This is a genomic window from Dactylosporangium thailandense, from assembly GCF_059739745.1.
In genome coordinates, this window is record NZ_AP029195.1 from 10,052,791 (window position 1) to 10,067,386 (window position 14,596).

Consider the following 14,596-nt stretch of genomic DNA (forward strand, 5'->3'; position numbering starts at 1 on the left):
TGCCGCCACGTGGCTGCGTTGATCTGAAAAGCGGAAGGTCGGCGGTTCGACCCCGCCCCTGCCGCAAAGCTCTTCGCCTAGCCTTACAGACCCCGACCAGCGGCAACGCGGTCGGGGCCTTTGTCTGTGTGCAGTTCGTCGCGAAGGTTGGTTGCCGGACCGCGGACGGTCACCGTGGCGTGCCGCAGCCTGCCCCACGGCAAGTCGCCGACCGCATGACGACACAAACGGGCGCCTTCGCTCGCGGTCGCTGCGAGGAAGTTCTGCGGCTCGGTCTCCGGGCGCCATTAACCTGCCGCGGCGCGCCAGGGTTCTGCAGGCCGCCGGCGAGATCAGGCGATCTACTTCGACGACGGCGACATCGCCTGACGAACCCCATGCCGCCGGGCCGGTGGAGGAACCCTTGACGGCGGAGCCCCGCATGTTGCCGGGGCCCCGCCGCATCCATCAAACTCCGGCCTGTCCCCGGTGGGGATTGGCTGTGGGGGTCAGTGCCACGCTGTCACGGCGCGTTGGAAGTGAGCACGGCCGCGTTGTAGGCGTCTTCCATCTCCTGGATGTACGGGAACCAAATGCTCCTGAAGCAATGGCTGCCCGGGAGTGGCGGGGTCGACAGATTCCCCCCGCCGACGAGGTTGCACAGGAAGCCCGGAGCCCAGGGGTTGGCCATGCTGATCAAGCCGACGGCGTACACCTGGCGAGTGTTCTGCGGGTTCACCTGGAAGACCGGACCGCCACTGTCTCCCTCGCCGGCAAGGATGTTGCTGGTGAGGCTGTCGAGTTGCGCGAGCGGGTACCGATCGCCGAACTCGATGTCAACCTCGCCGACCTTTGCGTTGCATCGCGTGCCGGAGAATGCGCCGCTGGTGCACAGGAACTGGCCCTCGAACGGGTACTTCGAGCCGATTACCGGGTTGCTGAATTCGGTGGTGGAGTTGTTGTTGTAGATCGCCGCGCCCGCGTTGGTCTTGATCTTCATTGAGTCGAGCTCGACGTTGTTGCCCGCGGTCGTGCCCATCGCGTTGCCGTTGGTGCCCGGCCACACCGCGCCGATCAGGACGGACCGATTGTTCTTGCCGCAGTGCCCCGCCGTGAGCATGAACGTGGCCGAGGTCGACAGGTCACGCATCCCGAAACCGGTGGAGCAGAACTGGCGGTCGTTGGGATCGACTGTGACGGCGGCGCCGCCCCAGAACGGGAGACTGTCCGCGGCCCGGGACAACGACTCGGCCTGCTTGGCGGCGGTCACCGCAACCGGGACGCCCGCCTCCCGCACGGCGCTGGACGCGGCGGCGTCGGCGGTCGATCCGGTCACCCCGATCCACAGTCCGTCCTGCGGGGACCGGTGAATCTCGGTGATTTGGAAACCGTCCGTGCCGGTGGCAAGCCGTCGTAGGCGCTTGCTCTCCCGGTCCAGTTCCTGAGCGGAGTACCGGGCGGGCACCACTTCGACGATGTCGCCCAGTTCTGAGACGACCGACCGAACCTGGGCCGGCACCTCCCCCTTCCAGAGAAGACGAACCCGGTGCTCTTCGACCGATTCGATGACCTTGCCGAACCCTTCATCGGCGCCGCCGGCGGTTCTCAGCCGCTCGGCCGCCGCATCGAGTTTTCCCTGTGCGGCCAGGACTTCCTCCCAGGAGGAAAAGCCGGGCGGCGGCGGAGCGTCGATTTCCACCGGCTGGATGCTCTCGGTCTTGGTCTCCGCGAGAGCATTCTCGGCGGATGCCTGTGCGCTGGTTGCCGCCACGCTTGTGATGACGAGCAGGGCGGCGGCGGACAGCGCCATGAGGCGTGAGCGCATAATTGCTCCAATTCGCTTGCTGGTTGATGCGCTCGACACTAGGCATGCCGACAAGGGTGTTCTGCGTCGAAATACGTACTGGCCCTGTGGCGCTGATTACGCGCGTTGGCGAGTAGTCCATGGTCGATGTCCGACCCGTTCCGGCGGCGAGGACGGTCGTGTGGTCAGAACCTGCGGTCCTCGTCGAATCAGCGAGGCAGCTTGACGCTGCGCAGCCCGGGTCCGCTGAAGCGAACTGTGCCGACCTTGATGGAGGGATGGGCGGCGACCGCCTCGACGACACCTCGCTCGGCGCCGCGCCACTCCAGCGTGATGCAGTCCGGCAGCTCGTCGAGTTGGGACCAGTCGACCGGGCCGTCCGCGGGGACCGGGATTGCGCCGCTGCTCAGGTTCAGCACCTGGCCGCCGAGTGGCATCGGGACCGGTCCGGCACCGAAGTCGAGCGTTGGCGGCACGCGCCGTTCGTAAAAGCGGCACGCGCCGTTCGTAAAACAGGCCCGTGCGGCTTGAAACAGGCTCGTGGGGCCTGGGAACAGGCTCGTGCGGCTCAGGCGACCTTGCGCAGGGTGGTCAGGGCCCGCAGGGCGTCGGCCAGCGAGATCGGGTGGTCGTCGGCCTCCGTGGCCAGGCACTGTTCGATCATCTGGCGCATCAGCGTCGACGGCTTCACGCCGCGGGTTCTCGCCAAGGTCGCCAGCTGCTCCGCGGTGTCCGTGGGGAGGCGTACCGAATACACGGCCATGGTCTCGCCGTCGGGCTTCGGGGGGAGGGCGGCCGGAGCGTCGGTATACGTGATGTTTCCCGCGGCCACGGCCAAAGCCAGCTGGTCCAGCTGGTCGTCCGTCGCGCGGGCGTGGGACTCGCTCACTGGTCGGCCTCCCATTCCTCGAACTCTGCCCGCTGGGCCGGGGTCATGTCGAGCGCGCCGACGATGAGCCACTCCAGGCCGCCTTCGTGTCGCAGGACGACGATCAAGGGCCGTCCCGCCTTCGTGCGGGCCCACACGCTCAGGACCGGTAGGCCCAGGGCCTCGCCTGCCCGTGGGAGTCGACGGTCCGCGTTGAGGGCTTCCAGCGCCTCCAGCGGGTCGATTCCGCTGAGGGCCGCCAAGGTCGCCGGCCACCAGCGGTAGGGCATGAACCCAATGTACGACGCCCGTCATACGCGCGTCCAGCAGGGCGGATACTGGAGGCATGATCGTGGTGAGCGGAGCGTCGGGGCAGGTCGGCGGGCGGGTCTCCAAGCTGCTGACCAAGCCGCACGTAAGGCTGGTGCGGGACCGCGCGAAGATGCCCGAAGCCGAAAGAAGTGCGGATTATGCCGACAAGCCGGGCATGGTCGAGGCGCTGCGCGATGCCGACACGCTGTTCCTGGTATCGGGCCGCGAAGATCCGCACCGGCTCCAGGCGCACAAGACGGCCGTCGACGCCGCCGTGGAAGCCGGGATCGGAAGGGTCGTCTATCTCAGCTTCGCCGGGGCCGCGGATGACTGCACGTTCACGTTCGGGCGGGACCATTGGCACACCGAGCAGTACATTCGCGCCACCGGACTCCGCTACACATTCCTGCGCGACAACCTGTACCTCGAGATGATCCCGCGGCTCGCGGGGGCCGACGGGGTCATTCGCGGGCCGGCCGGAGACGGGCGCGTCGCCGCCGTGAGCTATGACGACATCGCGGCCTCCGTCGTGGCCGTGCTCGAGGATGCGGAGTCGCACGAGCACAGGACGTACACCTTGACCGGACCGGAAGCGTTTACCCTCCACGAGGCCGCGGCCGTTCTCGGGAAGACATATGTCCCCGAGACGGTGGAGGAGGCCTACGCGTCGCGGGCCCACTACGGCGCGCCGGATTTCGAGGTCGCTGGATGGGTGACGTCCTACCAGGCGATCGCGAACGGCGAGCTCGCCGAGGTCACCGGCGATGTCGAGGCGCTTACGGGCCGGCGACCACGGTCCGTAAGGGAATTGAAAGGCGCTTAGAAGCCCCCGGCCCTAGCATCGGGGCATGCCTGAAATCGACCGCATACCGCAGCGTCCCACCCTCGAAGGCCTCGAGGAGAAATGGGCGCGCGTATGGGAGGTTGAGGGCACGTACCGCTTCGACCGCACCGCCGCCCGCGACAACGTGTTCTCCATCGACACACCGCCGCCGACGGTGAGCGGCGCGCTGCACATCGGCCACGTGTTCTCCTACACGCAGACCGACATCATCGCGCGCTACCAGCGCATGCGCGGCCGCGAGGTGTTCTACCCGATGGGGTGGGACGACAACGGCCTGCCGACCGAGCGCCGCGTGCAGCTCACGTTCGGGGTGCAGTGCGACCCGACGCTGCCCTACGACCCCGGCTTCACCCCGCCCGCGAGGCCCGGCAAGGACCGGGTGCTCGTGAGCCGCCGCAACTTCATCGAGCTGTGCCAGCGCCAGACCGAGATCGACGAGCAGTCCTACGAGCGCCTGTGGAAGCACGTGGGCCTGTCGGTGGACTGGTCGCACCTTTACACCACGATCGGCGACCGAGCCCGGGCCACGGCCCAGCGCGGGTTCCTCAACAGCCTCGCGCGCGGGGAGGCGTATCCCCTCGACGGCCCGACGCTGTGGGACGTGTCGTTCGGCACGGCGGTGGCGCAGGCCGAGCTCGAGGACCGGGAGCGGCCGGGCGCCTTCCACCGCATCAGGTTCGGCGAGCACTGCATCGAGACGACCCGCCCCGAGCTGCTGCCGGCGTGCGTGGCGCTCGTCGCGCACCCGGGCGACGAGCGATACAAGGCGCTGTTCGGCGGCACGGTCAGGACCCCCATCTTCAACGTGGAGGTGCCGATCCTGGCGCACCACCTCGCCGACCCGGAGAAGGGCAGCGGGCTGGTGATGGTGTGCACGTTCGGTGACCTCACCGACGTGATCTGGTGGCGCGAGCTGGACCTGCCGACCCGCACCGTGATGCAGCGCAACGGCCGGCTCGGGCTGCAGCCGCCCGACGGGGTGGACGAGGACCTCTACGCGCCCGTCGCCGGGCTGACGGTCAACCAGGCGCGCGAGAAGGTCGTGGCGCTGCTGCGCTCCTCCGGGGAGCTCGAGGGGGAGCCGCGCCCGATCACCCACGCGGTGAAGTTCTACGAGAAGGGCGACCGGCCGGTCGAGATCGTGGCGACGCGCCAGTGGTACATCCGCAATGGCGCCCGCACCCCCGAGCTGCGCGAGGCCCTGCTCGAGCGCGGGCGGGAGCTCGAGTGGGAGCCGGCGCACATGCGGGCCCGCTACGAGCACTGGGTCGAGGGGCTCACCAGTGACTGGGTGATCAGCCGCCAGCGGTTCTTCGGAGTGCCGATCCCGCTGTGGTATCGCCTCGACGCCGAAGCCAACCCGATCTACGACGACCCGATCGTGCCCGAGACCCTGCCGATGGACCCCAGCAGCGACACCCCGCCGGGCTTCGAGGAGATCGACCGCGGCATGCCGGGCGGGTTCGTCGGTGACCCGGACGTCATGGACACCTGGGCGACGTCGTCGCTGACCCCGCAGATCGCCGGGGCCTGGCTCGACGACCCGGAGCTGTTCGACCTCGTGTTCCCGATGGCGATGCGGCCGCAGGCGCACGAGATCATCCGGACCTGGCTGTTCACGACCGTCCTGCGCTCCCAGTTCGAGCACGGCGTGCTGCCGTGGAAGCACGCGGCGATCGCCGGCTGGATTCTCGACCCGGACCGCAAGAAGCTCTCGAAGTCCAAGGACAACGCCAAGGACTCGCCCGAGGAGCTGCTGGAGCGGTTCGGCGCGGACGCGATCCGCTACTGGTCCGGCAGCGCCCGCCGCGGCGTCGACACCGCCATCGACGTGAACCAGTTCAAGGTGGGCCGGCGCCTGGCGGTGAAGCTGCTCAACGCGAGCCGGTTCGTGCTCGGCTTCGGGGGCGCGCCCGAGGCGGCCAAGGTGACCGAGCCGGTGGACCTCGCGCTGCTCGGCGCGCTGGCCACGGTGGTGCGCGAGGCGACCGCCGCGCTCGACGGTTTCGACTACGCCCGCGCGCTCGAGGTCACCGAGCAGTTCTTCTGGACCTTCTGCGACGACTACGTGGAGCTGGTGAAGGCCCGCGCCTACGGCGAGGCGTCGCCGGCCGAGGTGGAATCGGCCCGGGCCGCGCTCGCCGTTGCCCTCTCGGCCGTGCAGCGGCTGCTGGCGCCGTTCCTGCCCTACGTCGCCGAGGAGGTCTGGTCGTGGTGGCAGGACGGCTCCGTGCACCGGGCGCCCTGGCCCGAGGCACCGGATGCCGCGGACGTCGCGCCGTTCACGGTCGCGGCCCAGGTGCTCGGGGCGATCCGGCGGGCCAAGTCGGCCGCGCAGCAGTCGATGAAGGCCGAGGTGGCCCGGCTGGAGGTGGCCGGGCCGGTCGCGACCCTGGAGCGGGTGCGCGGCGACCTCACCGCGGCCGGCAACGTGCGCGACTGGGCCATCTCCGAGGCGGAGGAGCTGTCGGCTACCGTCAGCCTGTGATGGAACTTCAGGCCATCGGGCTGCAACACCCGGCCGTCCGGCAGGTGCAGCACATCCAGAACAACACGGCGCCGAACCGGTACAAGCTCTTCGTCGCCGAGGGGCTCTGGGCGCACAACATGCTGCTGGAGGCCGGGGCGCCGATCGACACCTTCTTCTGGTGCCCGGAGGCGATCTACGCCGACGAGGCCCACAAGCGGGCGGAGGAGATCGCGGAGCGGGCGGAGCGCTCGTTCCGCATCTCCCTGCGCACGCTGGAGAAGATCTCCGAGCGGGACAAGCCCGACGGGCTGCTGTCGCTGGCCGCCCTGCCCCGCTGGGACGAGCGCGACCTGAGCCTCGGCAAGACGGGGCTGGTGCTGGTGGCCGACGGGCTGGAGATCCCGGGCAACCTCGGCACGCTCATCCGCTCGCTCGACGCGTGCGGGGCGGACTGTCTCGTGCTGACCAACCGCAAGACCAGGCTCACGCATCCGAAGGTGATCCGGGCGAGCCAGGGGACGATTCTGACGGTACCGACGCTGGAGTTCGACACCGTGGACGAGGCCGTCGCCTGGCTGGAGTCGCGGCGCTTCACGGTGCTGCTGGCCGACACCGACGAGGCGATCAACTACCGCCAGGCCGACTACGCGGGGCGCACCGCGCTCGTCGTGGGCAGCGAGCGGTACGGCATCGCCAAGGGCTGGTACGGCCGCGGATACCAGCGAGTCGCCGTTCCCATGCTCGGGTCCGGCGACTCGCTCAACGTGTCCGTCTCCGCGTCGATCCTGCTCTACGAGGCGCAGGCGCGGAAATCCCGCTGGTAGGCCGCGACTCGGTCCGCAGTGTGCGGACCGCCGCTACTTCGGCTGGCCGATCTGGCCCCGCAGCGAGATCGCCTGCAGGAAGATGTCGCCGATCTTCGCCGGGTCGGGCGCGACGAACGTGCCACCGCCGACCGCGTCGGTGATCTGGCGCATCGCGGCCTCGCCGACCTTGTCGCCGATGCCGATCAGGATGATCTGGATCGGCTTGGCCGGGTCGGCGGTCGCCTTCAGCTGGGCGATGAGCTCCTCGAGCTTCAGGCCGCCGGCGGGGTCGTCGTTCTCGCCGTCGGTCATGACGATGATCGAGTTGACCCGGCCGCTCTCGTAGCCGGCCTGCACCGTCTTGTACGCGGCGAGGATCGTGTCGTAGAGCCCGGTGTCGCCGGTCTTCTTCGGCTGGACCGTGCCCAGCGCCTGCAACAGCGTCGCGCGCTGGCTCACCAGCGGCCCGATCGGCACCAGCTGCTTGTAGTCCTTGTTGCCGTCCATCAGCGTCGAGAAGATCCACACGCCCAGCGACCAGGAGTCGTCGAAGAGGCTCATGCCCTTGCGCGCGGCCTCCAGCGTCACCTGCATGCGGGTCGCGCCGCCGGCGGTCGGCACCGGCTCCAGCATCGAGCCGGAGACGTCGAGCACGGCCAGCATCCGAGCCGGCAGGGTGATCGCCTGCCAGCGGCTCAGCAGCTGCTCGACCGTGCCGGCGTCGGGCAGCTGCGGAGCCGCGGCCGCCAGCGCGCCGGGCGCGTTCGCCGGCGTCTGGAAGCCCTTGCCGGGAGCGCCGTCGGCGCCGCGCAGCCCGATCGCGCCGAGCTTGTCGCGGAAGTCCTGGGTGCTGAGCTGCTTGAGCAGCTCGTCGGCCATGCTCGCCTTGTCGGTGCTGAGCACCACGAAGGGGTAGTCCAACGGCGGGGCCGACGGCTCGGCGTAGAGCGCGGCCAGGCGCACCGGCGGCTGCAGGCCGTTGTACTGGATGACCGCCTGCTCCGACAGCGGGGCCACGGTCAGGCCATTGCTCAGCGTCGCCGGGTCGCTGCCGCGGGGGAACTTCTGCACCAGGTCGGAGCGCACCGAGGAGCGCCCGGCGGCCAGCGCCCGCAGCGCGGCGGTCGCGATCTGGGTGGCCTGGGTCTGGTTGCCGCCGCCGGCCTGCTGGGCGACGGTGGCCAGGGTCAGCAGGCTGCCGAGGCCGGTCGCGTCGCGGCTCGGCTCGGTGATGCCGACCTTGACCTTCTGGTCGGTCGCCACCTTGGTGACCAGATCGGCGTACGTGATGTTCTTGTTCGGCCAGCCGAAGTTGGCGGCGGCGATCGGCTCGGGCATCGCGAGCACGACCGGGCTCAGCGCGATCGAGTGCGCGCCGGCCTGGACGCTCTGCGGGTTGACCGCGCGGATGCGCTGCAGCCACAGCGAGGAGTCGGCGACCCAGATGTCCGGGATGCGGGTCTTGCCGTTGGCCTGCCCGACGCCGGTCAGCGACTTGTCGTTCTTGCCGGCCAGGGAGGCGGCGACGTCGGCCGGGTCCTCGTCGAAGACCTCGATGTCGACGCAGTTGCCGTTCTGCTTGGCCTGCCCGGCCCACGCGGCGGCCTGTTCCTTGATCGCGGGGGCGATGTCCGAGACCGCGCCGATGCTGAGCTTGGCGGCGGTGTTGCCGCAGGCGGGCTTGGAGTACTTGTTGAACGCGTACCAGCTGCCGGCGAGGACGATGAGCACGGCGACGGCGGCGGCGCCCAGCTTCAGCGCTCCGCCCGACGACCCCGCTGAGCGGTGACGACCCTTCACGGCTCTAATCCTCCGGACCGGCGGCCTCTGTTGGCCTTGTACCTTCGGTTGAAAATCACTGACGGTACGCATCCCAACAAACGAACGCCCAATCTACAAGCCGCCGAAGAATCGTAGTTATACGAGCACTCTTCGCAATCGTTACCGGTCGGCTGGGGCCTATGAACGACCACGCAGGGTCACGACGAGCGGGCGATGGTCCGAAAACGGCACGGGCGGGCTGGCGACGTCGACAACGGGACCCAGGCGCTCGATGCCCCGCGAATCCGCCAGAACATGGTCGAACTGGACCCGCGGGGCCGGGGCGGGATAAGTCGGTACGGCCGCCAGCCGATGCCACCCCGAGAACAGCCTCGGCAACCCGCCCGGCAGGTTCAGGTCCGCAAGCAGGACCCGCGGGGCGGGCAGCGCGCGCAGCGCCCGGCGGACGATCCGCAGCTGCCGCACGTTCCAGCCGGGCACGAACGACAGGTGGGTTGTCGCGAACGTCACGCGCCCGATCGGGGTCGCGGCGACCGCGGCGAGCAGCACCCTCGGCTCGTCGTCGAGCAGCATCACCCGCATCCGCTCCGGCCCGGGGAGCATGATCGGGGCCCGCAGCGGCGCCGCCGGCAGCCGGGTGATCCGCCAGTCGAGCACCTCGTAGCGGCTGATCAGCGCCACGCCGTAGTGCGGGTCGACCCCTTCGGCATCCGCGTCGGTGGCGGGGCGGAACGTCTCGCCGGGGGTACCGACGACCGCCGGGGCGAACATCGCGTGCCGCGCGCCGAGCGCCTCCGCCGCGATCCGGGCCAGGTCCGCGTGCCCGCTGCGGGGCTGCGCGCGATCGACCTCCTGCAGGCCGAGGACGTCGGCGTCGAGCTGCGCGATCGCCGAGCCGATCCGGCCGGTCTCCACCAGGCCGTCGGTCAGCGAGCGTCCGTGCATCAGGTTGAACGTGCCGAGCCGCATATCCTCATTGTCGTCGCTTGATCTTCGCGACCGCCGCCTTCGCGATCGACTCGGTCTCGGCGCGGTCGACGCCGGGCTGGCCGAAGTGGACGAGGGTGCAGGTCAGGCCGTCGACCCGGACCTGGACGAGATAGCCGGACGTGGTCCAGGCGTCGTCACCGGTACCACCCGTCGCCTCCATCTTGAAGGCCTTCTGGCTCTCCGCGACGGCGGGAAAGTCCGCGACCGGGCTGACGCTCACGTGCGTCGTCTCGCCGTCGCCGTCGGTGTCCGTGAAGGTGGCGCACTTGGCCGCGATCTCGGGGATCGGCGTGGCGTCGGTGAGGCTCTCGGCCAGAAACGGCCCGGTGTTGCCGGCCTCGAACCGGGCCGCGTCCCTCGGGCCCGTCTGGAACAGGTCGAGCAGCGGGTCACAGCCGGGGATGCTGGAGCTGCTCACGGTGCTCACCTCGGGGGTGGCATCGGGCGGGCTGGCCGCATAGCCGTCGGGGAGGTCGCCGGTGGTCAGAACGAGATCCTTCTGTACCGCGGCGGCGCTCGGCTGCGGAGCCGGGATCTTGTCGCCGCCGCAGCCGCTCAGCATTACCGCGGTGCAACAGATGGCGGCGGGCAAGGACCTGTGGCTCATCGTTCGATTTTGCGCCTTTTGTACCTGTCTCGCGGCCGATTACGGGGCGACGGTCGGCTGAGAGCCCTGGTGCAGCGGGGTGCGCCTGCCGGTGGCGAGGTCGACGGCGGTGATCCAGGAGTGGCCGTTGTACGCGCTGGTCAGCACGCCCGTGCCGGTGCCCTCGTAGACCATCTCGCGGTCGTCGGCCTTGCCCACCACGTGGCGGTTCGAGCCGTCGGCGTCCGCCTCGGTCACGGCCACCGCGGCGCCGTCGGCGTCGTAGCTCGTCCAGGCGACCTTCTTGCCGTCGGCGCGCCAGGCCGGGACCACGCCGAAGCCGCTGGTGCCGTTGCCGCCGCCGCCGTACACGTCGATCGCGCGCTCGCGGCCGGTCGACAGGGTGCCGATGCTCAGGCAGTTGTCGGCGATGCTCTCGCACTCGCCGCCGCGGAAGGCGATCTGGGTGCCGTCGGGCGACCAGGCCACGGCGTCGTCGGTGCGCAGGCGGTCGACCAGGTTCCCGGCGGCCGGGGCCGGCGTGGACTCGGTGACCCGCGGGGCCTCCTGGTCGCGGCAGCTCGCGGGGAAGAGCGGCTCGTCGTCGCCGCCCGCCTTGGCCAGGAACACGCCCGGGCCGCCGGTGCAGGACAGTGCGGCGAAGGCGATCCGGGTGCCGTCCGGGGACCAGGCCGGGCCGCCGGCGGGGCGGTTGCTGACCTGGTGCTTGTTCGCGCCGGTCGCGTCCATCACCCAGACCGTGCCGTCGTGCAGGTACGCCAGCTTCGTGCCGTCCGGGGAGAACCGCGGGCGGGCGTTGACCCCGTCATCGGTGAGCCGGACCTCGGTGGCGCCGGTGCTGCTGTAGATGGCCCCGCCGCGGACGTAGGCGACGGTCTTGCCGGCGGTGGAGGCATGGGCGGCGGTACCGCTCAGGAGCGCCGCGACGCCGGTCAGGCCCGCGATCGTCAGCGCCTTGGTGATCGTCCTGCCGTTCATCCTTGCCCCCCGTTGTGCTGTCTCATCCGTGTGACGCAACGACCATCGGCGCAACCGGGCCGCACCTGAATGGTTCCCGAGGCGGAACTTTGGCGCTGGCAGAAATATGCACTCGTAGTGCATACTTTTCGAGACCCTGTCTCACGCGCGAGGATCGGTGTTGTGACCATTACTGACCTCAACCGCGTCGCCATCGTTACCGGCGCGGCCCGCGGCATCGGAGCCGCCACCGCCATCCGCCTCGCCGCCGACGGCCACGCCGTCGCCGTGCTCGACCTCGACGAGACCGCCTGCAAGGACACCGTCGAGCAGATCACCGCCGCCGGGGGCCGCGCGCTCGGCGTGGGCGCCGACGTCGCCGACGCCGACCAGGTCGCCGCGGCCGTCGAGCGGATCGCCACCGAGCTCGGCCCGCCGGTGGTGCTGGTGAACAACGCCGGCGTCATCCGCGACAACCTGCTGTTCAAGATGACCGACGGCGACTGGGACACCGTCATCGGCGTCCACCTGCGCGGCGCGTTCCTCATGAGCCGGGCCGCCCAGGTGCACATGACCGCCGCGAAGTTCGGCCGGATCGTGAACCTGTCCTCGTCCTCGGCGCTGGGCAACCGGGGCCAGGCGAACTACTCCGCGGCCAAGGCCGGCCTGCAGGGCTTCACCAAGACGCTCGCGATCGAGCTCGGCCCGTTCGGGGTGACCGCGAACGCGGTGGCGCCCGGGTTCATCGCCACCGACATGACCGCCGCCACCGCGGCGCGCATGAAGGTCGACTTCGAGACCTTCCAGAAGGGGGCCGCGGAGCAGATCCCCGTGCGCCGCGTCGGGCGCCCCGACGATGTCGCGCACACGATCTCGTTCCTGGTCAGCGACGGTGCCGGCTTCGTGTCCGGCCAGGTCATCTACGTGGCCGGCGGGCCACTGAACTGAGGGGATCACGTGAGCACAGCGGACCTCGCCCGGGAGTTCCTGGCCGGTCATGATGTTGGCGGTACGGACCCGCTGGAGTTCCTGCGGGCACGGTTCGATGCGGGGCTGGCGTGGGTGCAGTACCCGGTGGGGCTCGGCGGCCTCGGACTCCCGCGGGCCGAGCAGCCCGAGGTGGACCAGGTGTTCGCCGACGCCGGCGCGCCCGACAACAACCCGCGGCGCATCGGCATCGGGCTCGGCATGGCCGCCCCGACCATCCTGCGCCACGGCACCGACGAGCAGCGCCGGCGCTGGCTGCGCCCGCTGTGGACCGGCGAGGAGGTGTGGTGCCAGCTGTTCAGCGAGCCCGGCGCCGGCTCCGACCTCGCCGGCCTCGGCACCCGGGCGGTCCGCGACGGCGACGACTGGGTCGTGGACGGGCAGAAGGTCTGGACGTCGATGGCGCACGAGGCCCGCTGGGCGATCCTCATCGCCCGCACCGACCCGGCCCTGCCCAAGCACCAGGGGCTGACGTACTTCGTGCTGGACATGACGGCGCCGGGGGTGGAGGTGCGGCCGCTGCGCCAGATCACCGGTGAGGCGGAGTTCAACGAGGTCTTCATCACCGGAGTCCGGATCCCCGACACCGATCGCCTCGGGGCGGTCGGCGAGGGCTGGGCCGTGGCCCAGACGACGCTCATGAACGAGCGCGTCTCGATCGGCGGCCAGGCGGTCCCGCGCGAGGGCGGCACGATCGGCATCGTGACCGACCTGTGGCGCTCCCGCCCCGAGGTCCGCTCGCCCGGACTGCACGACGCGCTGCTGCGCCTGTGGGTCGACGCCGAGGCGGCCCGGCTGACCGGCATGCGCCTGCGCCAGCAGCTCGCGGCCGGTCAGCCCGGGCCGGAGGGTTCGGCGTCGAAGCTGCTGTTCGCCCGGCTCAACCAGGAGATCTCCTCGCTCGAGCTGGATCTGCTCGGCGAGGAGGGCCTGCGCCACGACGAGTGGACCCTGCGGCGCCCGACGCAGGTGGACTTCGCGGGGCGTGCGGCCGGATACCGGTACCTGCGCGCGAAGGGCAACTCGATCGAGGGCGGGACGTCGGAGATCCTGCGCAACATCGTGGCCGAGCGGGTGCTGGGCCTGCCGCAGGAGCAGCGGGCCGACAAGGACGTCGCGTGGAAGGACCTGCCGAAGTGAGCGATCTGCTGTACTCCGAGGTGGAGGAGGAGCTCCGCGCTTCGGTACGTTCCCTGTTGTCGGACCGCGTCGACCTCTCGCGGCTCGAGGGCCCGGAACCCGTGGACCTGAAGTTGTGGCGAACGCTCGCCGCCGACCTGGGCTGCGCGGGCCTGCCCGTGCCGGAGTCCGCGGGCGGTGCCGGCGCGTCCTGGCGCGAGACCGCGGTGGTCATGGAGGAGCTGGGGCGTTTCGTCGCACCGGTACCGTTCCTGGGCAGCGCGGTGCTGTCGGTGGCGGCCCTGCCGTCCGACGACCCCCTGCTGCGCGACCTGGCCACCGGCGCACGGACCGCGACCCTGGCCGTCCCCCTGTCCACCTCGGACAGTCCATCGTGGACGGTCAGCGCCGCGGGTGCGGCACTTTCGGGCTCGGTGACCACGGTGGCCGACGCCCTGACCGCGGACGTGTTCCTGGTCCCGACGGCGGCGGGCCTGTTCGCCGCCGAGGCCGCGCACGTGAGCCGGACGCCGGTGGTGTCGTTGGACCTGACCCGCCCGGTGGCGGATCTCGCCTTCGACGGCACCCCGGCGCGGCTCGTGGCCCCGGACGCGGCCCCGCTGGTGGGGCGCGCCCTGCTCGCCGGGGCCGCGCTGCTGGCCTCGGAGCAGCTCGGTATCGCCGAGTGGTGCCTGGCCACGACGGTCGAGTACGCCAAGACGCGCCGGCAGTTCGCGCGCCAGATCGGCTCGTACCAGGCGATCAAGCACCGGCTCGCGGATCTGTGGGTGGCGGCGACGCAGGCTCGCGCGGTGGCGCGCTATGCGGCCGACTGCCTTGCGAACGACGACTCGGACCTGCCGGTCGCCGCCTCGCTGGCGCAGGCCTTCTGCTCGCCGCTGGCCGTGAAGGCGGCGGAGGAGTGCGTGCAGCTGCACGGCGGGATCGGGTTCACTTGGGAGCACCCGGCGCACTGGTACCTCAAGCGGGCCCGCGCCAACGCGATCGCCCTCGGCTCGGCGGCGCGGCATCGGGCACTGCTCGCGGACCTGGTTGATCTCCCCGCCTGAT

14 protein-coding genes are annotated in these 14,596 nt (G+C 70.6%); 6 read left to right on the forward strand and 8 right to left on the reverse strand.

What is annotated here, in order from left to right; translation table 11 throughout:
• Window positions 1–502 precede the first annotated feature (502 nt).
• The 4 genes from AC6JBM_RS44760 to AC6JBM_RS44775 all read right to left on the reverse strand — a co-directional run bounded on the left by AC6JBM_RS44760 (window position 503) and on the right by AC6JBM_RS44775 (window position 2,941).
• Window positions 503–1,789: a chymotrypsin family serine protease gene (locus AC6JBM_RS44760; RefSeq protein ID WP_497979763.1), complete on the reverse strand. Its 1,287-nt coding sequence runs from the start codon at window positions 1,787–1,789 to the stop codon at window positions 503–505.
• 203 nt (window positions 1,790–1,992) lie between these two features.
• The gene (locus AC6JBM_RS44765) at window positions 1,993–2,259 is read right to left on the reverse strand and encodes a hypothetical protein (RefSeq protein WP_497979764.1); all 267 of its coding nucleotides are present in this window, start codon (window positions 2,257–2,259) and stop codon (window positions 1,993–1,995) included.
• Window positions 2,260–2,351: 92 nt separating this feature from the next.
• Window positions 2,352–2,672 (reverse strand): ribbon-helix-helix domain-containing protein, encoded by a 321-nt coding sequence (locus tag AC6JBM_RS44770; protein ID WP_350613816.1) that lies wholly within the window; start codon window positions 2,670–2,672, stop codon window positions 2,352–2,354.
• On the reverse strand, window positions 2,669–2,941 hold the full coding sequence (locus AC6JBM_RS44775; RefSeq protein WP_497979765.1) for a hypothetical protein: 273 nt from the start codon (window positions 2,939–2,941) through the stop codon (window positions 2,669–2,671). Before AC6JBM_RS44775 ends, AC6JBM_RS44770 begins: the two co-directional genes overlap by 4 nt.
• Window positions 2,942–2,997: 56 nt before the next feature.
• Here AC6JBM_RS44775 and AC6JBM_RS44780 point away from each other — a divergent pair, with 56 nt between their 5' ends.
• The 3 genes from AC6JBM_RS44780 to AC6JBM_RS44790 are packed head-to-tail and all read left to right on the forward strand — an operon-like array spanning window position 2,998 to window position 7,101.
• Window positions 2,998–3,786, forward strand: a complete 789-nt coding sequence (locus AC6JBM_RS44780) for an SDR family oxidoreductase (protein WP_497979766.1) — start codon at window positions 2,998–3,000, stop codon at window positions 3,784–3,786.
• Between the two features lie 43 nt (window positions 3,787–3,829).
• Window positions 3,830–6,295, forward strand: a complete 2,466-nt coding sequence (valS, locus tag AC6JBM_RS44785; protein WP_497986684.1) for a valine--tRNA ligase — start codon at window positions 3,830–3,832, stop codon at window positions 6,293–6,295.
• The gene (locus tag AC6JBM_RS44790) at window positions 6,295–7,101 is read left to right on the forward strand and encodes a TrmH family RNA methyltransferase (RefSeq protein WP_497986685.1); all 807 of its coding nucleotides are present in this window, start codon (window positions 6,295–6,297) and stop codon (window positions 7,099–7,101) included. The genes valS and AC6JBM_RS44790 overlap by 1 nt, the downstream gene beginning before the upstream one ends.
• 33 nt (window positions 7,102–7,134) lie before the next feature.
• Here AC6JBM_RS44790 and AC6JBM_RS44795 read toward each other — a convergent pair whose 3' ends face one another.
• The 4 genes from AC6JBM_RS44795 to AC6JBM_RS44810 form a co-directional block, all read right to left on the reverse strand.
• Window positions 7,135–8,883, reverse strand: a complete 1,749-nt coding sequence (locus tag AC6JBM_RS44795; protein ID WP_497979767.1) for a VWA domain-containing protein — start codon at window positions 8,881–8,883, stop codon at window positions 7,135–7,137.
• 159 nt (window positions 8,884–9,042) lie between these two features.
• Window positions 9,043–9,834 (reverse strand): endonuclease/exonuclease/phosphatase family protein, encoded by a 792-nt coding sequence (locus AC6JBM_RS44800; protein ID WP_497979768.1) that lies wholly within the window; start codon window positions 9,832–9,834, stop codon window positions 9,043–9,045.
• 4 nt (window positions 9,835–9,838) lie between these two features.
• Complete coding sequence (locus tag AC6JBM_RS44805; protein WP_497979769.1) at window positions 9,839–10,462, reverse strand: hypothetical protein; 624 nt, start codon at window positions 10,460–10,462, stop codon at window positions 9,839–9,841.
• Window positions 10,463–10,501: 39 nt separating this feature from the next.
• Window positions 10,502–11,440: a hypothetical protein gene (locus tag AC6JBM_RS44810; protein WP_497979770.1), complete on the reverse strand. Its 939-nt coding sequence runs from the start codon at window positions 11,438–11,440 to the stop codon at window positions 10,502–10,504.
• Window positions 11,441–11,608: 168 nt separating this feature from the next.
• Here AC6JBM_RS44810 and fabG point away from each other — a divergent pair, with 168 nt between their 5' ends.
• From fabG to AC6JBM_RS44825, 3 genes are read left to right on the forward strand one after another with little or no spacing between them, the layout of a single operon-like run.
• Window positions 11,609–12,367, forward strand: coding sequence for a 3-oxoacyl-ACP reductase FabG (fabG, locus tag AC6JBM_RS44815; protein WP_497986686.1), 759 nt, complete (start codon window positions 11,609–11,611; stop codon window positions 12,365–12,367).
• A 9-nt stretch (window positions 12,368–12,376) separates the two neighbouring features.
• Window positions 12,377–13,546, forward strand: coding sequence for an acyl-CoA dehydrogenase family protein (locus AC6JBM_RS44820; protein ID WP_497979771.1), 1,170 nt, complete (start codon window positions 12,377–12,379; stop codon window positions 13,544–13,546).
• Window positions 13,543–14,595 carry an acyl-CoA dehydrogenase family protein gene (locus AC6JBM_RS44825; protein WP_497979772.1) on the forward strand — a complete coding sequence of 351 codons (1,053 nt, stop codon included), beginning with the start codon at window positions 13,543–13,545 and terminating at the stop codon, window positions 14,593–14,595. The genes AC6JBM_RS44820 and AC6JBM_RS44825 overlap by 4 nt, the downstream gene beginning before the upstream one ends.
• Window position 14,596 lies beyond the last annotated feature (1 nt).